General features: G+C 63.9%; 17 protein-coding genes. 10 read left to right on the top strand and 7 right to left on the bottom strand.

The genetic code is table 11. The annotated features are described in order from the left end of the window. Positions 1 to 14 precede the first annotated feature (14 nt). From P1T08_07935 to P1T08_07920, 4 genes are all read right to left on the bottom strand, one after another. Positions 15 to 1,520, bottom strand: coding sequence for an aminotransferase class V-fold PLP-dependent enzyme (locus P1T08_07935; GenBank protein ID MDF1596010.1), 1,506 nt, complete (start codon positions 1,518 to 1,520; stop codon positions 15 to 17). An 11-nt stretch (positions 1,521 to 1,531) separates the two neighbouring features. Continuing rightward, positions 1,532 to 3,088, bottom strand: a complete 1,557-nt coding sequence (locus P1T08_07930; GenBank protein ID MDF1596009.1) for an FGGY-family carbohydrate kinase — start codon at positions 3,086 to 3,088, stop codon at positions 1,532 to 1,534. A gap of 87 nt (positions 3,089 to 3,175) precedes the next feature. Then, positions 3,176 to 4,069 carry a GNAT family N-acetyltransferase gene (locus P1T08_07925; protein ID MDF1596008.1) on the bottom strand — a complete coding sequence of 298 codons (894 nt, stop codon included), beginning with the start codon at positions 4,067 to 4,069 and terminating at the stop codon, positions 3,176 to 3,178. A 69-nt stretch (positions 4,070 to 4,138) separates the two neighbouring features. Further along, a complete protein-coding gene (locus P1T08_07920; GenBank protein ID MDF1596007.1) occupies positions 4,139 to 6,262 on the bottom strand; it encodes an FAD-dependent oxidoreductase in 2,124 nt (707 codons plus the stop codon). On the opposite strand from P1T08_07920, the gene P1T08_07915 reads away from it, so the two are divergent. Continuing rightward, complete coding sequence (locus P1T08_07915; protein MDF1596006.1) at positions 6,236 to 8,101, top strand: TM0106 family RecB-like putative nuclease; 1,866 nt, start codon at positions 6,236 to 6,238, stop codon at positions 8,099 to 8,101. The genes P1T08_07920 and P1T08_07915 overlap by 27 nt on opposite strands. On the opposite strand, the gene P1T08_07910 is transcribed toward P1T08_07915, so the two are convergent. Continuing rightward, a complete protein-coding gene (locus P1T08_07910; GenBank protein MDF1596005.1) occupies positions 8,017 to 9,090 on the bottom strand; it encodes a HAMP domain-containing sensor histidine kinase in 1,074 nt (357 codons plus the stop codon). The two genes, P1T08_07915 and P1T08_07910, sit on opposite strands and share 85 nt — an antisense overlap. A 181-nt stretch (positions 9,091 to 9,271) precedes the next feature. Here P1T08_07910 and P1T08_07905 point away from each other — a divergent pair, with 181 nt between their 5' ends. From P1T08_07905 to P1T08_07895, 3 genes are all read left to right on the top strand, one after another. Beyond that, entirely contained in the window at positions 9,272 to 11,617 is a 2,346-nt protein-coding gene (locus tag P1T08_07905; protein MDF1596004.1) for a 1-deoxy-D-xylulose-5-phosphate synthase N-terminal domain-containing protein, read from the top strand. A gap of 35 nt (positions 11,618 to 11,652) precedes the next feature. Next, positions 11,653 to 13,968, top strand: a complete 2,316-nt coding sequence (locus P1T08_07900; GenBank protein ID MDF1596003.1) for an aminotransferase class III-fold pyridoxal phosphate-dependent enzyme — start codon at positions 11,653 to 11,655, stop codon at positions 13,966 to 13,968. A gap of 266 nt (positions 13,969 to 14,234) precedes the next feature. Beyond that, positions 14,235 to 15,008 (top strand): hypothetical protein, encoded by a 774-nt coding sequence (locus P1T08_07895; GenBank protein MDF1596002.1) that lies wholly within the window; start codon positions 14,235 to 14,237, stop codon positions 15,006 to 15,008. A 10-nt stretch (positions 15,009 to 15,018) separates the two neighbouring features. Here the strand turns inward: P1T08_07895 and P1T08_07890 are convergent, their stop codons facing one another. Further along, positions 15,019 to 15,498, bottom strand: coding sequence for a CoA-binding protein (locus P1T08_07890; GenBank protein MDF1596001.1), 480 nt, complete (start codon positions 15,496 to 15,498; stop codon positions 15,019 to 15,021). A 250-nt stretch (positions 15,499 to 15,748) separates the two neighbouring features. On the opposite strand from P1T08_07890, the gene P1T08_07885 reads away from it, so the two are divergent. The 6 genes from P1T08_07885 to P1T08_07860 all read left to right on the top strand — a co-directional run bounded on the left by P1T08_07885 (position 15,749) and on the right by P1T08_07860 (position 20,059). Then, the gene (locus P1T08_07885; protein MDF1596000.1) at positions 15,749 to 16,096 is read left to right on the top strand and encodes a TfoX/Sxy family protein; all 348 of its coding nucleotides are present in this window, start codon (positions 15,749 to 15,751) and stop codon (positions 16,094 to 16,096) included. 121 nt (positions 16,097 to 16,217) lie between these two features. Next, a complete protein-coding gene (locus P1T08_07880) occupies positions 16,218 to 17,486 on the top strand; it encodes an MFS transporter (GenBank protein ID MDF1595999.1) in 1,269 nt (422 codons plus the stop codon). An 84-nt stretch (positions 17,487 to 17,570) separates the two neighbouring features. Beyond that, positions 17,571 to 18,467 carry a hypothetical protein gene (locus tag P1T08_07875; protein ID MDF1595998.1) on the top strand — a complete coding sequence of 299 codons (897 nt, stop codon included), beginning with the start codon at positions 17,571 to 17,573 and terminating at the stop codon, positions 18,465 to 18,467. 125 nt (positions 18,468 to 18,592) lie between these two features. After that, positions 18,593 to 19,021: a hypothetical protein gene (locus tag P1T08_07870; GenBank protein MDF1595997.1), complete on the top strand. Its 429-nt coding sequence runs from the start codon at positions 18,593 to 18,595 to the stop codon at positions 19,019 to 19,021. Beyond that, on the top strand, positions 19,021 to 19,707 hold the full coding sequence (locus tag P1T08_07865) for a hypothetical protein (protein ID MDF1595996.1): 687 nt from the start codon (positions 19,021 to 19,023) through the stop codon (positions 19,705 to 19,707). Before P1T08_07870 ends, P1T08_07865 begins: the two co-directional genes overlap by 1 nt. Before the next feature lie 10 nt (positions 19,708 to 19,717). Beyond that, positions 19,718 to 20,059 carry a hypothetical protein gene (locus P1T08_07860; GenBank protein MDF1595995.1) on the top strand — a complete coding sequence of 114 codons (342 nt, stop codon included), beginning with the start codon at positions 19,718 to 19,720 and terminating at the stop codon, positions 20,057 to 20,059. 14 nt (positions 20,060 to 20,073) lie between these two features. On the opposite strand, the gene P1T08_07855 is transcribed toward P1T08_07860, so the two are convergent. Then, the gene (locus P1T08_07855; GenBank protein MDF1595994.1) at positions 20,074 to 21,069 is read right to left on the bottom strand and encodes a hypothetical protein; all 996 of its coding nucleotides are present in this window, start codon (positions 21,067 to 21,069) and stop codon (positions 20,074 to 20,076) included. Positions 21,070 to 21,647: the final 578 nt, after the last annotated feature.

The raw sequence follows: 21,647 nt of genomic DNA, 5'->3' as shown, positions 1-21,647 counted from the left end.
CCGCCGGGCGCCGCTCACACCTCGTAGAGGAGATCGACGTAGCGCTCGAGGAGTTCATCGACCACTACCCGGACCGGCACCGTGGCGGCCATCCCGTACACCGGGGCGACCCCACCTGCCTCACCGGGATGAGCTTTGACCTCTTCGACGGCCGCAGCCAGATCATCCAGAAATCGTTGAGCGACCCCGCTCGCGGTGTGGCGCAATGTGACCGCCAGGTGCAGCGCCGGTGGTCGGTGCAATCCCGTGAGGTTCCAGCCCCGTTCGCTCATCCGCTGCAGCACCTGGTAGATGTCGAGCACTTCCGATCCGAATGCAATCACGAACAGCGGGTCGCCGAGCACCTCGAGTTCCGGTAAGTCTTCGATGCCGGATCGGATGACGGCGGCCGCCTCGAGGATCCGAGCAGTGGCATCGAGGTAGCCCTGCTCCCCGATAGACACCATTGCCGCCCAGGCGGCCGCACTCAACGCCCCCGGGCGGCTCCCGGCCAGCGTCGGAGAGAAGTACAGCCCGCCCGGCCAGTCGGAGGCGGTGAAATACTGGTGGTGGCGCAAGTCCCGTCCGCGATACAGCACGACCGACGTGCCCTTGGCTGCGTATCCGTACTTGTGAGTGTCTGCCGACATCGACGTCACCCCGGGTAGCCGGAAGTCGAAGGCGGGTACCGGGTATCCGAGCCGCTCGGCCCACGGCAGCACGAACCCACCCAGACAAGCATCGGTGTGGAATCCAACTTTTCGCTCGGCGGCCAGAGACGACAACTCCTCGATCGGGTCGATGGTGCCGTGCGGGAAGGCGGGCGCCGAACCCACCACTACGACGGTGTTGCGGTTGATGATCCCTGCTGCCGCGCTCACGTCTGCGCGAAAGGCTCCATCGACCGGGATGCGCACCATCTTCATCCCGAAGTAGTGGGCGGCCTTGTCGAAGGCGACGTGGGCGGTCACCGGGGCCATGATCTCCGGGTGCTTGATACCCCGTTCGATCCCCCTGTCGCGATAGGTCTTCATGGCGAGAAGAATCGACTCCGTTCCGCCGGATGTGACCGTCCCGACGATCTCATCATCTTCCCGGCCGGCACTCAGCATCGACGCCGTCATCGCCACGATCTCGGCTTCGAACTTGGTCGCAGAGGGCCACAGGTCCGCATGGAGAGGATTTGCCTGCGAATGGAGGGCAGTCACCTTGCTGAGGAATTCGATGTGATCGGGTTGCCCGTTGTACACGGCGCCGGAGGCAAAGCCATCCTTCCAGCGAGACTCCTCTCGCCCCGCCAGGTCCGCCATCTGCGTCAGAATCTCAGCGCGATCGACCCCTTGATCCGGCATCCGGTGATAGGAGGGCAGATCCTTCCGGTACGGCTTGACGGCCTCTTCCATGCCGGCGACCAGGCCATCGAATTCCGCTTCGAGGCGACGCCGAACCGGTGGTATTCGACGCAGGCCCGAGTACGCCCACCCGGCCAGTCGAGGGTTGACTCGTCTCAGCGGTCCCGCCAGCAGTGTCTCGATGTCCATGACTTCCTCGCCTACCCGTTGAGCCGGGCATAGATCTTGCGGTTGGCTTTGTGCAACTTGAGATACTCACGGTAAAGACGGTCGTAGACCTGCCGGTTCCCCGGGTCGGGTTCGTAGGTGGCGGCGATCTCGACGAGCTCTGGTATCTCGTTGTAGTCCATACGGCCGAGCGCGGCAGCTGCGAGGAAGGCAACCCCGCGTAGCCCGGCGAGGATCGGCTCCTTCACCTGGAGGACCGGGCGGCCCAGCACATCCGCGTGGATCTGACACCACACTGCCGAATTGGCGCCACCGCCGACCGCCCGCAACTCGTCCATCGGGCGGCCTGCGAACTTCTCGACGTATCCGAACAGCCAGCGCGAATTGAAGGCAACACCCTCGAAGACGGCCCGGATCAGGTCGTCTCTGGTCGTGTCGAGCGATTGGTTGAAGAAACCCGCCCGCAGATGGTGATCATCGACCGGGCTTCGCTCCCCGTTCAGCCACGGAGTGAAGATCACGCCGCTGTTGCCGGCCGGGACCCGCTCGGCCGCCCGGTCGAGGCCCTGGTATACGTTGCCGGCACCGCCATCGCCGTGCAGGCCGAGATTCTCCACCAGATAGGTGAGACAAGCTCCGGCACTCTCCTGCTCGTTGGCTGCGAAGTAACGGCCTGGAATGGCGGAAGGAAGTGCCCCGATTCCATGGAACAGGTCGGTCTTCTTGAACGGCACGTGACAGCTGATCCAAGATGAGGTTCCGAGATACAGATGACCCTGGAAGTCGCGTACTGCCCCGGCGCCGATGGCGGCCGACATGGTGTCCGGCGTGCCCATCACAACCGGGATTCCGGCGGGCAGGCCCAGTTCACCGGCTGCCTCATCTGAGAGCGGGGCGAGCACGTCGTCGGGAGGTCGGAGCGGCGGCAACTTGGCAGGATCGATGCCGGAGAGCTTGACGAGGTCAGGGTCGTAGTGGACCCGATCGAGGTCCCGGTTGTCGGTGACCCAGTGCAAGGTGATCGAGTCGTAACCGGCTGCCGCCATACCGGTCAGCCGCAGATTCAGGTAGTCCTTCGGTTCGAGGAACATCGTCGCTTCGGCGTACAACTCCGGACGATGGTGTTTCAGATACAGGATGTGGGCGATCGGATCCTTTCCGGAATGCCCCGGAGCACCGCCCGTCCGCCGAATCCACCGGATCAGCTTGGAGACGGCATACCCGGAGATCGCCACGGGTCCACCGTTGAGGGCGGGCATCTCGGAAGCGCCACGGGAGTCCATCCAGATGAGGGCATTGCTCAGGTGGCGGGATCCGGCCACCGGGACCGTCCCGGACCACTGGGCGGTGACGCCAACGGCCACGATGCCGGCAACGTCGACGGACCCGCGCTCTATCACCCGCCTGGTTGTGGCCGCCACCGCCTGCCACCAGGCCTCGGGATCCTGCTCGGCGCCACCGTCAGGAGGCAAGACGACGGGCACCGGCTCGAAGCCCCACTCCACCACCTCCCCCGACGTCGAAACGAGCCCCACTTTCGGGCCTGAGGTCCCGAGATCGATAGCGAGGACGAACGATCCGACAGACATGCTGCGACACTAGCGAGCTGGTCGTCCCGGCTCTCGCCGCAACCAGGATTCTGTTGGCCGAACGGCTCAGCATCCCAATGGGCGTGCTCAATCCAGCGATTTGACCCACAACCTCGACCTTGCCCGAATCGCGAATCCCATCGACTGGTAGAAATGCAGGCCCGACCCGACCCACACGACCTCGGCGCCATCCTCAGCCGCCCGCCTAATCGATTCAACCACGGCCGCCCGACCGAGCCCGAGACGGCGGTAGGTCGGATCCGTTGCCACAGGTTCCACGTAGGCCACCCGGTTGGCAGCCACCAGCCACATCCCGGCGAAAGTCGCGTAGTCACCGTTGGGGGCCGAGACGACGATGGTGAGATCTTTGCGAAAGCTGGGTGCCCGCTGCGCCAGCTCCCGCCCGGCCACCGCCTCCTTCTCAGGCGGCCCCTCATGATTGAACCCGCGCCACAGGACACGGTTGATCTTGTGGAGATCGTTGTCGTCTTCGAGAGACTGCAGCCGGAACCCGTCGGGCAACGGGGCCTCCGGAAGCGGCACCCCGATCTCCAACCGTGCATGCTCCTCGGATATCCGATCAGAGCACTCAAACCCGCGCCGGACCACGAGTTCCTCCAAGCCCGGGTCGGAGTCGTCGACAAAGACCCCGAGCACCTCTCGTCCGAACGATCTGGATTCTCCACCGAGGTGAACGTCGGCCCAATCGAGCAACTCAGATGCCACAGATTCATGTCCGGGTCGAATCTGTAGGTAATTGAACGCAGGGTTGTCTTCGAAATGGATGAATCCGATGACGCGGCCCCCCTCCTCAGCCAACCCGCATCGATCGAACGGCAATCCCTCCGACATCGGATGAAAATGCATGTATTCCCAGCGCGGCTGCAGCCAGGCGCGCAACACTTCGGGCCGATAGATGTCGACCAGGAACCGGCCGACCCGGTCGTAGTCCGCGACATGGTTGTACGAATGAATCCTCATAGCGGCTCCGCGGCGGAGGCTCCCCTCACGCTACCGAAAGCCGTTGACTCCGGTGGGTCTGGAGCCGCCTCAGACCACGAGGCCGGGCACATTGCGGCGATACAGGGCGCCCTCATCGGCGCCGTCGAGTTCCTGCGCGAATCGCCGGCCGTCCCACACCGCCGCCGCGATCGTTCCCGGCGCCAGCGCGTCGCCGATAGCACGTACCGTGTGGAGTCCCGCCTGCTCCCACTCCTGTTTGCGGTCTTCACATTTGATCGCCAGTTGCTCGTTTGGCAGCCGGGCGGTCACCAGAAGCACCGCATCACACTCCACGACCGATTCACGGCCGGTGAACACGCACCTGGTCGAGACCGCCCCCTCCTCGACTCGCTCGACCGTCCGACGAGTCAGAAGGTGGCAACCCATTTCCAGCAGAAGCCGCTGGATCCGGTGCTGCTCCATGGTGTTACGGGTGAAATCAGAGATTTCGGCGGTTTGGGCTATCAGGGTCACTTCGAAGCCTTCGCCTCTCAGCAATTCCGCCAGCACACCGCCCATGTAGTAGTGCTCGTCGTCGAAAAGCACGATCCGCCGCCCGAGTGGGCGAGACCCGGACAGGACGTCATCTGGAGTCAGTATCTCCATTGATGGGTCGATCACCATCGGGCTGGTGTGCCGATGCCCGACCCCATCCCGTCGCCAGGTCGAACCAGTCGCTACCGCAACGTGGCGGAAGCCGTAGTCGAGGATCTCATCTGTCGTCATCGGGCTCTCGAAGTAGTACTCGACGTTCGGAAGCCGGTCGATCTGTCCTTGCCGGTAGTCCACGACCCGCCTCCAGGTAGCCAGACCCGGGAGACTTGCTTCACGGGCAACCCGGCCGCCGAGTTGACGGCCGGCTTCAACGAGAACGACTTCATAGCCCCGCTTGCCCGCTGCCATGGCCGCTTCCAGACCGGCCGGACCTGCCCCAACCACGAGGACCCGCTCCGGTTCGGGGGTCTTCCGAAAGGTCTCGGGATGCCAGCCGCGGCGCCACTCTTCTCCCATCGCCGGGTTCTGAGTGCAGCGAATAGGCGCCATGGTCCAATCGCCGGTCACACAGATGTTGCAGCCGATGCATTCCCTGATCTCGTCGAGACGCCCTTCGGCGATCTTGTTCGGCAGGAACGGGTCGGCGATTGAGGGACGGGCGGCCCCGACGAAGTCCAGCACGCCCTGGCGAATCATGCGCACCATCGTGTCAGGTGAAGTGAATCGGCCCACCCCTACTACCGGCTTGGTGGTGAGTTGCCGCAACCCCAGCACATACTCCTCCTGCCCGGCCTCCGGCCCGAAGCGCGACGTCACCGAGTCGTCCGGCCAGGTGCCAACCATGAAGTCCCACACATCGGGCAGTTCCCCCACTAGTCCGAGGACGCCCTCGATGTCGTCTCGATCTATGCCTTCGGTGCCGAGCAGTTCATCAACGGCGATCCGGCAGGCCACGCCGGCCCGGCCATCCACCTCTTCGAGTGTGTCCTCGAGGACCTCCCGCAGTAGCCGGACCCGGTTTTCGAGCGACCCGCCGTACTCGTCGGTCCGGTGGTTGTAGCGAGGCGAGAGAAAGAACTGCAGGGTGCTCAGACTGTGCCCGGCATAGACGTAGACGATGTCGTAGCCGGCCTGCACAGACCGCCGCACGGCCGCTCGATGCCAGCCACGCAACTCATTGATGTCGTCCCTGGTCATTCGCCGTGCCTGCACCGGTTCAAAGTGGCTGCCGGATAGAGGCAAGTGATCGGGTCCCATCGGCGGGACCCTCGTGTAGAAGTTGGGAGCAGACATCCCGTTGTGAACCAGTTCGATAGCGGCCAGCGATCCGTGCGCGTGGATCTTCGACACGACCAGCGAGTGAGCAGGGAGGTCGGCGTCGTCCCAGATCCGGCCCTCGACATAGGGGGTCGTCTCAGACGAGGGATGGATCTCTACTTCCTCGGTCGAGACGACCGCCCATCCTCCTTCTGCCTTGACGCCCCGCATGGCCGCCAGGGCATTCGGGTCTCGATATCCCATACCGTTGCAGTGCGGCACCTGGAAGAATCGGTTGCGTGCCGTGACAGGTCCGATGGCGACCGGTTCGAACAAGACGTCGTAGCGTGGATCTCGCGCAGTAGACACGGGATCCAGGCTACCTCCCGCCCTATGCTCGAGATCGTGCCGACCCGCCATGACATCAGCACCGTCCCACCTCAGGGCGGGTACATCGCCAAGCAATGCCCCGTGGTCGCCCACCTCGCCAACGACCCGACCATCGACGTCGTACTCATCGAGCGGCCTGATGACGTGCAGTTGCGAATGGACCGCGGTATCGAGTTCGAAGTACAGATCTTCGCCGAACTGAGCAAACTCCACCCGGAGGCGACGATCGTCGATAGGGACTCCTCCAGGGCCGACCGCGAGGCAAGAACCAAAGCCGCGATGGACGGTGGGGTCATGCTCATTGTGGGCGGGAGGCTGCCAGCGGACGCCGCCGGCCGGCGGGTCGGTGAACCGGATTTGCTGGTACGCGACGAAGCCGTCGACGGTCGGTGGACCTACCACCCGATCGACGTGAAGCATCACCTGACGCTCGCAGCCGAAGACCGGGCCGCTGGAGCCCGGACGAGCCCGCTGTCTTCCCCGGCCCTCGCATCGGCCGCCAATCCGGCCGGCTCCACAATCCGCCCACACGAAGGAGACGCACTACAACTCGCCCACTACCACCGGATGCTCGAAGCTTGCGCCCACGCTTCGCCGCGTCCGGCCGGTGGCATCATCGGCAAAGAGCTTGTGGTGGTCTGGTACGACTTCCACGAACCGATGTGGCGATCGGGCGGTCGGATTCGCACCACTCTCGAACGGTACGACTTCGAGTTCGACTTCCGACTCGACATCATCGCCATCGCGCAGAAACGCGGCATCGACGCCACGATCGAGCCGTTGGTGGTGCCTGTCAAGATCACCGACTGCGGCACCTGCGAATGGTGGGAGGTATGCCGGCCGGTTCTCGAGGATTCCGACGATGTCAGCCTTCTCCCTCGCATCGGATGGCCACAGTGGCGCGACCTTCATCTCGGCGGAATCACAACTACCGAGCAACTGGCCCAACTCGACTGGCAGACGGCCGACCTGATCCGTCAGGGCGTCGACGTCGCCACCTACCTCGAGGGAGCCGCCGTCGCAGAGCCTGCCACGCCGGTGGCCGACGTGATCGGCAGGCGACGGGCCAAACAGATCAGGGTGCTCTCCGAAGCCGGATTCACCACGGCCGGAGATGCCGCTCGGCTCGACGCACATACGGTGGAGGTCGCAACGGCCCGCGCAGGTTCGTCGCTACGAACCTTGCCGGCTCACATCGAGATGGCCCGGGCCCGAATAGGCACCGAGACGGCCTACCGAAAGCGCGACATCGACCGGGTCAGCGTGCCACGCGCCGATGTCGAAATCGACATAGACATGGAGAACACCATCGATGAGCAGGCCTACCTCTGGGGGGCGCTCGTTACCGATAGGTCGGGGACCATCTACCACCCATTTGTTCGGTGGGATCCGATGGATTCCGATGGCACCGCCCGGCAGGAAGTGTTCCACCGTTTCTGGAGTTGGATCACCACGTTGATCGAATCCACCGAGTCGGCCGGAGGAACTGTTGCCGTCTACTGCTACTCGAGCCAGGCGGAGGAGCGCCACATGCGGAGAGGCATCGCCGGCGACGACACCGCAACGGCCGAATCCGTCGAAGCCTTCATCCAATCAGGGCGCTGGGTCGATATGCGAAAGGAGTTCGAGTCGCAACTCATTACCGGCGAAAGTGGAGGCTTGAAGACGGTGGCCGCCCTCGCCGGATTCGCCTGGAGGGACGCACAGCCGGGAGGCGGGAACTCCATGGTCTGGTACCAGCAGGCAGTGGCCGGCGACGCCGCCGCGCGGGAGCGGGTTCTCGCCTACAACGAGGACGATGTGCGAGCGACGAAGGCACTCCGGGACTGGATGGACGGCTCTTCGTTTCCTTCGATCACCGAGATCTGACCCGACTCCAGTGCGGGGAACGACAACACGAACGTGCTGATTCCGTCATCGTATGTGTAGGACAGGTCGCCGCCCATCAGTGTGGCGAGCTTGCGTGACACCGTGAGGCCGAGCCCAACCGAACCGGACACCCCGCGTTCGGCTCCGGTGCTCTGATACGGCTCGAATACTCGCTCGCGATCCTCAACCGGGATCCCTCGCCCGTTGTCACGAACGCGGATGGTCACGACCCCATCGCTGGTCCGGGTCTCGACCGACCGCACGGGCCCCCCGTAACGGATGGCATTCGTCAATAGATTCCGGACGATCTGGCGTAGCCGGGTGGGGTCGATCTCCGCCACGGCGGGCTCGAGGTCCAGACGGATGGAAGCGCGCTCGTCCTTCGTGCAGACACAACCCGATACGACCATCTCCGCCTCGGCGGCGACATCGACTTCCACCTTGGAAATGGACACCGCTCCGATGTCGGCGCGAGCAGCCACGAGGAGGTCCTCGATGATGTTGCTGAGTTCATGGCTCTGGTCGGCGATAACGCCGATCAGTTCCTTAGCTTCGAGTCCGGAAATCCGCACCTCGTCGTCGAGCAATTCCTGCGCAAATCCACAGACGACGGTCAGCGGCGTACGCAGTTCGTGGCTCACCGTTGCCAGGAACTGGTCCTTCGACTGGATGAGGTGTTGGAGTCGATCATTGGCGACGCGCAACTCCCGGGTTCGGTCGTGCACCTTTTGATCTGTTGCTTTGAGGGCCGCCGCCAGCTTGGCTTGCTGGATTCCGATGAGGAACCCGGCCATGGCGAGTACGAAGGGAGCGAGATCCACGATCCACAGAACGGGTTGTGCGGCGTGAGCGTCTGCAAGAGTCTGCGCCCCGGTCCGCGTAGCCGCGGTCCACCCGATCGCAGGAAAGAGAGCTCCGAACAGGAAACCGTAGATCCCCCATCGGGCCACGGTGTTGCGCTTTGAATCCACGAGTTCAGATATCGGCAACCGGCGAGCCGAACTGAACGGAAATCTCGGATTGGCCTGCCGGGGTCTGATCCGATCACCTCGACCGCGGGCCTGGCAAGCCGTTTCGTGGCCGTTCGCCGCCTCCCCCGGATCTGATTAGGTCCTACCGAAGTGGGACCATCCAGCAGTCGGACCCGTGAAACGCGAGAATGCGCCCACGATGGCAGCCACCGACCGACTGAGCCACCCTCCCGATCTTGCCGTGCTGAGAACCATCGAACAGCGAGTTCTCTGGCTCGCCGTCCGAATGGTCGACCATGCCAATCGAACTGATGCAGGCGGCATCAAAACGGGCGGTCACCAGGCGTCGTCGGCCTCGATGGTTTCGATAATGACCGCGCTCTGGTTTGCCCACATCGGAGGCGATGACAAGGTCGCCGTCAAGCCGCATGCCTCGCCGGTCTACCACGCCATCAAGTACTTGACCGGCGAACTCGACCGCTCCTACCTGACCCGGCTCCGCCGCCTGGGCGGCCTCCAGGCGTATCCTTCCCGGACCAAAGACCCGGACGTTGCGGATTTCTCGACCGGCTCCGTTGGGCTCGGGGCCGTCGCTCCTCTCTTTTCTGCGGCCGCCCGCCGCTACGTCGACCACCACTTCGGGTCGCGCCCGCCTGCAAGGTTCATCGCCACCGTGGGAGACGCCGAACTCGATGAGGGCAACGTCTGGGAGGCCATCTCGGAACCCGCACTGCAGGGCCTGGGCAACGTGACGCTGATCATCGACTTGAACCGGCAGAGCCTCGACCGGGTCGTCCCCGGCATCCAGTCCGGCCGACTCCAGCGGCTCTTCGGCGACGCCGGCTGGCATGTCGTGGAGGCGAAGTACGGGAACAGACTCGAGGCCGCCTTTGCCAGGCCCGGCGGCGAAAGCCTCCGCCGGCACATCGATGACATGTCGAATGAGGAGTACCAGAGCCTGTTCGCGTTCGAAGGCGCCGACCTGCGATCGAGGTTTCTGGCGAGTGCCCCTGCTGAGCTGAAGACGTTCCTGGACGACGTCGCCGACCAGGACCTCGCCACGCTCATCGGCGACCTCGGCGGCCACGACCTCAACACCCTCATCCGGTCGTATCGCACCTGCGATGCCGAAACCGACCGGCCCAGCGTTGTTTTCGCCTACACCGTGAAAGGATGGGGACTTCCGATTGCCGGTGATCCGCTCAATCACTCGGCGCTGCTCTCCCCCGCGCAAATAGACCGCTTTCGCAATGCGGCCGGCCTGACGCCGGACACGGAGTGGGACCGTCTTCCCGCAGACTCACCGGAGGGCATGTTGTGTGCCGCGGTCGGTGGCGAGATCAACAACCGTCCCTCGCCTCCGAGACCGGTGGTCCCGATTGCTTCCGAGATCTCATCGCACAGTGGAAGTCGACCAACGTCGACCCAGGAGCAATTCGGCAGGGCGCTGGTCGCACTCGGGAATGATCCGGCGGTCGCCGGCCGGATCGTCACCGTCTCACCCGACGTGGCGACGTCCACCAACCTCGGCGGGTGGATCAACAAAATGGGCGTCTTCTCTCCGACCGAGCGCACCGACTACTTCGGCGACGGCCGGCTACTCCGCTGGCAGCCGGGGCCATCGGGCCACCACATCGAACTCGGTATCTCCGAGATGAATCTCTTCCTGCTGCTCGGTCAACTCGGTCTTGCTCACGACCATCACGGCGAGATGCTGATTCCGATCGGCACCGTCTACGACCCGTTCGTATTGCGCGGGCTCGACGGTCTGGTGTATTCGCTGTACAACGACAGCCGGTTCATCGTCGCCGGCACTCCATCGGGAGTCAGCCTCGCCCCGGAAGGAGGCGCTCATCAGTCGAGCATCACTCCTTCCGTAGGCCTGGAGTTGCCCGGCATCACCTACTGTGAACCAACCTACGGTCGGGCACTCGACTGGCAGCTCTCTGCCGGCATCTCGAGTCTGGCAGACCCCGACGGCACCAGCCTGTACCTCCGTCTGTCGACCCGGCCGATCGACCAGACCCCGTTTGAGGAGGCCGTCGACCGGTACGGCCCCGAACATCTGCGCGCCGCCGTGCTGGCCGGCGGCTACCGGCTCCGGGAGCCGTCCGCCGGCGGGTCGGCCGGAGTCGTCCTGGCGGGCAGCGGGCCGACCATGCCCGAGGTCCTCGCCGCTGCCGACCTGCTCGAGGAGGAAGGCATCATCGCCACGGTTCTCGACCTCACCAGCCTGGACCGCCTGTTTCATGAGTGGCGTCGCCACCTGGCAAGTGCGGTCCGGTCAATGCAACCTGCGAGCGCGACGATTCACCTGGAGAACCTGATTCCGGAGAATGAGCGGCGCCTACCGATCGTCACCATCCATGATGCATCGAGTCACGCCATGTCATGGATCGGCTCCGTTTTCGGGCAACGGGTCATGCCGATTGGAGTCGACAGGTTCGGCGAATCCGGGACGATCGACGAACTCTACGAGTCCTTCGGATTACTACCCGATCAGATCGTCAACGCGGCCGTAGCGGCAGTGAACCTACGCAGCTGATCCACGGTATGGGTGGAGCACGGTATCGTCTGCGTATGTCCCATCCGGCAGACGAACTGCTCGAGCAACCGGTCCCAGAAGTCACCACCGCGGAGGCCACAGACGTGGCATCCCGTATGTTCGGCGTGGACGGAGACGTCCGTCCGTTGGACAGCGAGCGTGATCGCAATTTCCTGATCATGGGCCCGGACGGGGCCCACGTCCTCAAGTTCGCCAACCCGGCTGAGGGCTCCCAAGTGCTGTTCATGGAAGCGGCGGCTCTCGAACACATCGCTTCAATGGATCCGGACCTGCCGGTACCCCGGCCGCGCCGGACTCTCGATGATCAAACCCTGGGTACCTACGTGGCGGGGAAAGCAAATCTGCCGGTGCGGATGGTGAGCTACCTCCCGGGGGCCACGCTTGAACAGGGTGTCTCATCGGCCTCGCTTCGTCACAGCGTTGCCACCACACTGGCCCGCCTCGAGCTGGCACTACGCGGGTTCTTCCATCCGGCTGCCGGGCGAGTGCTCCTCTGGGATCTGGCCCATCTCGCCGCGCTCCGCCCGAAGCTCCACCACGTCGAACCCGCCCAGCAACCCCTCATCGAGCACTGGCTCAACCGGTTCGACGATCTGGTTGCCCCGCGCCTACCTCACCTGCGAGCACAGATCATCCACAACGACTTCAACCCGGACAACCTCCTCGTCGACCCCGAGGACCCCGACCGCATCGCAGGCATCATCGACTTCGGCGACATGGTCCACGGTCCTCTGGTTATCGACCTGGCGGTCGCCATCGCCTACCAGATCCTCGGTGACGAAGACCCGACCGACGTAATCGCAGAAATGGCGGCTGCGTATCACGAGCTGATCCCACTCGAATCCGGAGATCTGGAAGTTCTCCCGGATCTGGTGGTAGGCAGACTGCTGCAGTCGCTGGTGATCGGTGCGTGGCGTGTCGGGCATCACGAGGATAACACCGAGTACATCCTCGCCTACTCCGACAGCACCTGGCTTGCGTTGGAACGCCTCTCCGACGTCGACCCTGATGAGCTCGTTGAGAAGATCCGGAGGCGGTGCCGTCGGCGATCGGCACCGTCAAGCCTGCCCGAACGCGAGCTGATCGCGCATCGGGAGAGAAGATTCGGCCCGGGCCTTCGACTGTCATATGCAGAACCCGTCCACGCAGCGTCGGCGGAGGGCGTATGGATATTCGACGCCGCAGGAGATCGGTTCCTGGACGCGTACAACAACGTGCCGCATGTCGGGCATAGCAATCCGACCGTGACGGCCGCCATCGCCCGCCAGGCGGGCGTGCTGAACACGAATACGCGCTACCTCGTCGACGACGTGGTCGAATACGCCGACCGGCTGGTTGGACTCCTTCCGGACCGGCTCGAAGTCGTCCTCTTCGTCAACTCAGGAAGCGAAGCGAACGACCTTGCCTGGCGGATCGCCCGAACCGTGACCGGCAATCAGGGCTTCGTCATCACTCGCTACGCCTATCACGGCTCGACCTACCTCACCATGGCCACCTCGCCGGAGGAATTGGGACACGACGGTCTCAAGTCCTGGGTTGCGACGGTTCCGGCACCCGACACCCGCCGTGGTCGCGACGCAGAAGTCGGGTCTTACTACGCCGGATTCGTGCCCGGTGCCGTCGAGGCTCTCGGCGAGGCCGGGCACCAACCGGCCGCCTTCATCTGTGACACGATCTTCGCCAGCGACGGGATCTACGACGCTCCCTCCGGGTATTTCGAAGCCGCGGCAGGCCACATCCACCGATCCGGCGGGTTGTTCATTGCCGACGAAGTCCAGGGGGGCTTCGGCCGGGTCGGTGAGCGCATGTGGGGCTTTGCCCAGCAGGGCGTGGTTCCCGACATAGTCACCCTGGGCAAACCGATGGGTAATGGACATCCTGTTGCAGCGGTCGTCACGTCGACCGAGATCGCAGAAGCATTCACGGAGCGCGGGTACTTCTTCTCGACCTTCGCAGGCAACTCGGTGTCCGCGGCGGCCGGCATGGCGGTGCTGGACGTGATGGAGGCGGAGCATCTCCCGGCGCACGCCGAGCGCGTGGGCGAATACCTGCGAGGCGAACTCCGTACGCTGGCAATCCGTCATCCGTCGATTGGCGACGTCCGGGGTGCCGGCCTTTTCGTCGGCGTCGAACTCGTCTCAGGTGATCAGCCTGATCCGGACACCGCCGAATGGCTGGTCAACCAGATGCGTCGTCGACACGTGCTCATCGGTCGGACCGGGCTGCATCAGAACGTCCTGAAGATCCGTCCTCCCCTGGTGTTCGACGAATCCCATGCCGATATCGTGGTCGAAGCGCTCGACACGATTCTCAGCGAGCGAAACGGCTGACCAGCCTGGGCGGAGCCAGCCCTCGTCAAGGTTCGGGTACCGCCTTCCTGGGGGCCTTGCCAAACGAGAGGGAACGGATCGGGCCGGCGGTCCTCTCAGCAATCCGGGTTGATGCCCTGCGTGATTCCTGAGCGGTTGACCCAGCCGCGACGAGCGCCCCGGGTGGCTTCCGCCCCTCCCGGGGCTGACTAGTCCTTTCGTCACCAGGGCCTTTGGCTCTCAACCACTCTCGGTGGTTGACGATGAGAAGGGTAAGGAGCGGGCACATGAAAACAATCACAACCGAGCGTTGCGAGTTCTGCAACGGGCAGGCCGTCGCCTACCAGCGCGGGGCGCTGGTTTGTGGTCGATGCGGTGTCCGCCGTACCTTCGGGAATGGCCCGATCACGATCCCCCCACCCCGACGCCGCAGAACGGCCGTCATTGGCATTTTCTCATCCGGCCTCGTCATCAAATTGATGATGGGGTCTGTGGCATTGGCGGCGGTCGGTGGCTTCGCCTCCGCATCCGTGGTCCCGGCTCCCAACCCGTTCGCAGGAGAAACGGAATCGACCGTGGCCGGCGTCCAGATCGACGCACCCGGCGATCAGATCGACGCTCCTTCGACCGACCTCACCTTCGACGAGATGATCGCGCTGGTTTCGTCTGCGCAGAGCCAGGCTGTGAGCGCCCGTGAACTCGCCGCGGCCGCCCAGGAGTGGGCCGATTGTGTTTCGGACTATGCAAAGGGCTACCACGAAGAGGGGCTGAATCCGACGGATGTCTGTGGCCCCCACCCGCGCCCGTCCCAGTTCGGTCTCGACGATGACGACGAGTCCGGCGCAGAGCAATCGGACGACCACGAGGAGTTCGATTCCGCCGACGACTTAGAGTCACTCGACGACAGCGACGCACTCGACCCCGCCGATGAGAAGCACACCGACAAACCGGAGAAGATCGACAAGCCCGTCCCCGATCAGGCCCGGGCCGATGGAGAGAAGTCCGACAAGACGGACAAGACCGGCGGTGCCGACTCACAAGGTGACGACAACGACGATTGAACGGCTGTGACTAGGAGACCTGTTTCGGGACCGCCCCCATCAACGACATGACCGGCCGCATGCACTTGTGACCGAAGTCGGCAGTCGGGTCGAACATCAGCGGACAACCGCCATCGATGACGACCACGCCGTTTTCGCGGCCGAGGCGGGTCGCCTCCTCGGAAACGCTGCCCGGTCCAAATGAGCGGTGCATCCATACTCGCTTCACGCCCACCGCCACGACGTCGCGCATGACGGCAGCCGCGTTGTCTTGACTCGTTCCGATCACAACCGCATCGACTCCACCCGGGATCGAGCCGAGATCGTGGTAACACCGGTCCCCTTCGATCTCATCTGCGTTGGGGTTCACCGCGAACACGTCGTAACCGCGGTCCCGGAGTCGTTGATAGACGATGTTGCTTCCGTGTCCCTGCGGATTCCGGGATACGCCGGCTACCGCCACTCGCTTCTGAGCCAGGAAGTCGGCGGCCGCTTCCTTAATTGTCACCATGTTGAACCCTCCAATTCGCAGGCGCCGAAGTGCGGCGCCTCACCGCGAGTCTCTCGAACCTTGACGGGATAGTCCAGAGGCGAATGGCCCTCTCAGCTGAGTAAACGCACCGTTCCCGGTGGCCCGCTCCTGCGGCCGGACTGCGCTCACATCCGTATGGTTCTTTCTAGCGCCGCAGCCCTCATCCTGACCATGCTGACGACCGAGTCCGGCGGAGGTCCGGCGCCGTCGAAGCCCGAGGAGGACAGATATGAAGATGCCCAAGCCAACCGAAGAGGACAAGGTGTACTTGCGGTCGATCGTTCCGGATCACCGCGCCGTCGAGATCAAGCCGACGTTCGGGAATGTTGCCGCTTTTGTGAACGGCAATATGTTCATGGGCTTGTTCGGCCCGGCTGTGGGTGTCCGACTCCCTGAAAACGACCGAGACGAATTACTGGCGTTTGATGGGGCCGGTCCATTCGGGCCAGAGGAACGTCCTATGAAGGAGTACGTGGCACTTCCACCTTCCTGGCGGGCGGAGCCACAACCCACGGCGCAATGGGTAGAGAAGGCACTCGATCACACGGCAAGCCTGCCCCCCAAAGCGAAGAAGTAATCCGCTCGACGGTCTAACTGACGCTCGCCAGTTCTCTCCGGACGACGGCAAACTCCTCGATCCCTATCCCCTCCGTCCGGGCTTCTTACTACCGTGACGATCACCCGATCGCGAGGGAGTGATGGCAGAGACGACCACCCTTCGGCTGTACGAATACCGCTGGGTCGTACTGGGCGGCTTTTCCCTTCTCAACGCTCTCGTCCAAATGAACTGGATCACGTTCGCGCCGGTGACCGGGGACGCAGCTTTGTTCTACGGAGTGAGCGAACTGGAGATCGGTCTTTTGTCGCTCGTGTTCATGGTGGTGTTCATCGTCGTTTCAATCCCGGCCTCCTACATCATCGACACCTACGGGATCCGGGTCGGTATCGGGATCGGTGCTCTTTTGACCGGCGTGTTCGCCCTGACGCGCGGCATGTTCGCCGACGCCTACACGCCCGTCCTGATCAGCCAGATCGGATTGGCCGTCGGGCAGCCATTCGTGATGAACGCAATCACCAAAGTGGCGGCCCATTGGTTTCCCCTCGAGGAGCGAGCGACTGCCGCGGCTATCCCCTCTCTAGCCCAATTCGTCGGGATCATCGTGGCGATGGCGGCTACGCCGTACCTGGTGAGCGGCCAGGGGATGATCGGGATGCTGATGATCTACGGAGTTCTCTCGGTGGTCGGAGCGGTTGTGGCCCTGGTGTTGATTCGGGAGCGGCCGCCGACGCCACCGAGCCTCACCGACGACAATGAACGGACCAGGGTGTTCGAGGGGCTGCGACACATCTTCCGGCAGAAAGACATGCTGATCCTGCTGCTGCTGTTCTTCGTCGGATTGGGGATGTTCAACGCGATCAGCACGTGGATCGAGCAGATCGTCGCCCCTCGCGGATTCGGGCCGGGGGAGGCCGGGATGATCGGCGCCTTGATGGTGGTCGGAGGTATCTTCGGCGCCGGGATCCTGCCGGTGTTGTCTGATCGTCGACGCCGGCGCAAACCGTTCCTGCTTCTGGCGGTGGCCGGTATGGCTCCCGGACTGATCGGTTTGACTTTCGCCTCCGGTTATCCGCTGCTGCTTCTGTCGAGTTTCGTGTTCGGGTTCTTCCTGATGAGCGCCTATCCGCTGGGGTTTCAGTACAGCGCGGAGATCAGCTATCCGGCGCCGGAATCCACTTCCCAGGGCATCATTGTGATGGCCGGGCAGGTCTCGGGAGTCCTGTTCATCCTCGGCATGGACGCCTTCAAGGCCGAAACGACCGACTCGATGACCGGCTCGATGGTGGTGTTCATCGCCCTGACGGCACTCGTCATTGCTCTAACGAGTTTCCTCGACGAATCCCCCATGATCCTCGGCAACCTCGACAAAGCAACCGACCCGTTTTCGCGCGGCGATCCCACCCCATAGGGTGGGAATCCCGCGCGAAAACGAATTTTGGGTCGCCGCGTGCGCCGCTCCGCTATGTTCGGTGGTACCGGTAGAGAGGACACGATGCTTGCCCAGCTCCACATCCTGCTCACCTACACATGCCCATTCGAGTGCGACCACTGTTTTGTGTACTCGAGTCCCTACGCCGAGGGAACCTTCAGCGTAGGTCGGCTCAACCAGTTGCTCGACCAGGCACAGGATGTCCCCACAATCGACTGGATCTACTTCGAGGGAGGCGAGTCATTCCTGTTCTACCCGCTCCTGGTCGAGGGTGTGCGCTCCGCGCGGGAGCGCGGATTCGAAGTCGGAATCGTGACCAGTGGCTTCTTCGCGGCGACGGAGGCAGACGCCGAACTCTGGCTGCGTCCGCTCGCCGGGCTCGGCATCGCCGATCTCAGCGTCAGTGACGACGTATTCCACCACGGTGAGGAGACCGACAACCCGGCCAAACGCACAATGAGGGTCGCAAAGCATCTCGGGATTCCAACCGGCTCGATCTCCATCGATCCTCCCAACGGGTTCGGAGTCGTCGGACAGGCGAAAGGCGAACCTGTGGCGGGTGGGTCCGTCATGTTCAGAGGTAGGGCAGTCGACCGCCTCGCCCCGGGTTTGCCCGGCCGGGCGTGGGACACCATGAAGGAGTGCCCATTCGAAGAACTAGAGACTCCCACCCGGATCCACGTCGATCCCTACGGGCACGTACAGCTGTGTCAGGGGATTTCGATCGGCAACGTGTGGAAGGCGCCGGTCCGCAAAATCATGGAGCACTACCGAGCCGCCGACCATCCGATTTGTGGCCCGCTCGTCGAAGGCGGGCCGGCCGCGCTGGCACTTTCGTACGGGTTTGATCCGGATGATGAGTACGTCGATGAGTGCCACCTCTGTTTCGAGACGCGGCGCTCGCTCTTGCACCGCTTCCCGGAGGTATTGACCCCGCACCAGGTCTACGGAATGGCATGAGCACATCGCTCACGGAGCGCCCCAGGGTCCGGCATCGACCCGGGGGAGGAACAGAAGCGGCGCGGTGCGTTACCTTGGAGCCAGACGGCTAGCCACAGACCAGCCAGTCGAGAGAGGGGAACCGCATGGCCGCCTATCGAGAAGCGATACCAATACCGGGACCGGAGGCGTTCGAGGAACGAAGCCGCTCGGCCCAGCTTTCTCAAGCGGCCTTCGTATTGGCCGCCGGTTCGGGTGTAGCCGGGTACGCCGATCGCCTCCCTCACCAGAAGGAGATGGTGCTCCCTGAACTCGCCAAGCTGGAACGGAAGCGGAAGATCTCTGTCGAACGAGCCCCGACCTACCTCGACGTCGATACCGCGGGTTACACCGAGCAGCAGAACTTGAAAGTCCCGGCTGCGGAAGGAGCCGCCCTCGCCCGTCAGCTGATCGATCGTCCCGACCCGATCCGCGCCGCCTCACTCGTCGAGGCCAGCATGCACAGCCGGCATCAGTTGGTCCGGACGGCTGCGGCAGTCGCCGCCCTCGATACGACCGCCCGCGCCCCGACGTGATGCACTGCCTGTCCGAAGGCGCCGGCGCCCGTGATCCTCTCACCAGGGACATCGCACGAGTCGCGCTCGGCCGGATCGATCACACGCATGAGGCGCTGAAGAACGTCGTCGGACGGCCGGCGAAGCTCACGGGACGACTGGAGAAGTCGAATACCGCGCTGCTATCCCACGGAACGTTCGCCTCACGGAGTCGCTGGTGGCGACCCGGCGGTGACTTCTACGAGTATCTCGATGGCCTTGCACCGCCTCTGCACCTCCACGATCCGAGCTTCCGATGGTCGGGTCTCTATTCGGAGACCGGACGGCAACTGGCCGCTGATCAACTGCGAGCCTGGACCGTCGATCAGCAACTGGACACACCGGATTTCATCGCCCACAGCCACGGAGGGACCGTGGGCAACCTGGCGACGCGTGACGGGCTGCGGCTCGATCGTCTCGTCCTGCTGAGCTGGCCGGTTCACCAGGGATGGATCCCGAACTTCAGCAACGCTCGCCTTGTGATCGACGTGCGAGTGAGGTTCGATCTCGTGATAGTTGCCGACCGGGGAGGGCAGACATTCAACCCGCCGGCCGCCCACCGGGCCAAGGTCAAGAGCTACAAACACGGGTGGTTTGACCACGGGCACACCCACGATCCCGGCTACTGGGACATGCACGATCTACCCGCCAAGCTGGCCAACCGGTGAGGACAGGCTGATGGGTCTCGCTGCCTCGGCCAGGGTGCTCACCGCCGGAGCGGTGTGGCGGCTCACCGGCGCCTCCCGGGCCGGAACGGTCCTCATCGAAGCGGCCGGCTCAACCGACGAGAACAACCAGATGCTGGCCGGCATGCTGCTGGTCCGGGCGGGCGACCGATCGGTTGATCCAGTCACGAACGCTCTGACCGGCGGCACGGGATCACCTCAACTGGTGGATGTGTTGACGAGCATCGGGTCCGCCCGCGCCCGTCGAGGGCTCCAGTCCCTGACCGACCAGGGAGGGGCGATCGGGGATGCTGCCCGTCAAGCCCTGTGCGACCTCGATCAGATGGACGGTTGAGCGGCCGGTGGCCGTTAGGGGAGGAGGGCGTCGAGGATGCGTTCGGCGTAAACCTCGCCGAACACGGCTATCACGAACATGATGGTGGGGACGGTCAGTCCAACTGCGGCGTGCAGGAGGGTGTGGGTGGCGGTGGGGGTGGTGGGGGCGTCCCGGATCACGTTGTGGAGATCGATGAGACCCCGGAGCTGCTCGGACTCCTCGGGAGATAGTTCCCCGAACCGTGGCTCGAACGCATTGATGCGACGCCGCAGCACCGCTAGGCGCTGGTCGCGGGCCCGCCGGACGATCTTCTCGATACCGGCCCGGAAACCGAGGGTCGAACCAATGGCGGTGAGGTAGCCGAACACGACGAACCCCACCGCCAGGGGAAGCACCAGCGGCGACTCCCACGACACCAGGACCACCGCCAGCACCAGATGGATGGTGATCCATATTCCGGAGGCGAACCCAAAAAGATTCGTCGTCCGCACTGCCTTCTGGACTTCGGGCGAGTCGACCGGGCTGGACAAGAAGAGGTGATGCTCATATCTGGCTTCACGGGTCATGACCGCCCAGTCGATCGGGTTGAAGTTCACCCCGAAGTCGAAGAGCAGCAAGGCCAGCAGGACGATGCTGCCCGCCGGCAGCTCACCGATGGCGGTGGGGGTGAACAGCGCGCAGGCCACCAGCATGATGGCGGCCACCGCCACGCCCGGCACCGCCACCCAAGGCAACCGATGCCAGCGGCGAGTGAAGTCGGCCAGCTCTCGCACATCGGACTCCCGCACCATGGTCGGCAGCAGCGCCAACCAGTCCTCCATTGTCCGCGTTTGCCACGGCCCCAGCTGGACATCGAGGGGCGGCATCCTCAGCGGTTGCGTGGCGTCGTTCAGACCGTAGAACACGAGGATCACCGCCCACCGGCCCCAGGGAATCCCGGCCCACTGTCCGGCCAGCGCGGTGACCAGCAGCACCAGAGCCAGCCTGAGAACGACCCAGCGAACCGAAGAGCACTGCTGCTCGTGCACTCAGCGGTGCCACTCCCAGCCGCCGCCGAATCTGATCCTCCAGACGAGGAACGAGGAAGGGAATGTCCGAGGCCAACCGCCTGCGAATGTCCTCCACACAAGCGTCGAACGCCTCGGTATGCCCGGGCGACTCATCGCCCCGAGCCTCCAGCCGGGGAAGGGACGGACCCGGCTCCCACCTCGTGCCCGCATCGGCGACCGTGCTTCCCGACATGTGCGCCCCGGAGTCGGTCATCCACCACCCCCAATGGCTGTAGAGAGCTCGGCAACAGCATCGATAGTCCGATCCACGCAACCCGACCAGAGGAATAAGACCCTTTCGATCCCGCTCCACACCCGACTGGAAGTGATCTAGCCGCCATGGCACATGCCAATCGGCACCGCAGCTCCATCAGGGTATCGGCTGGCGACGAGACCCATCTCGAGGTCTACGGCCACCACGACTCATGAACCGTCACGACTGCCTCTCAAAGGTCTCAACCACAAGACCAACCGAAGCCGCTGTCGCCACCGGGTGAATACTGACCCTTTATCACCGCTCGAATTTTGACCCCCTCCTGGTCGGGTCCACCACTGAT

The sequence above is a fragment of the Acidimicrobiia bacterium genome (genome assembly GCA_029210695.1).
Taxonomy (GTDB): Bacteria; Actinomycetota; Acidimicrobiia; order Spongiisociales; family JAHEDJ01; genus JAHEDJ01.
This window is presented reverse-complemented; position numbering and strand designations above follow the sequence as displayed.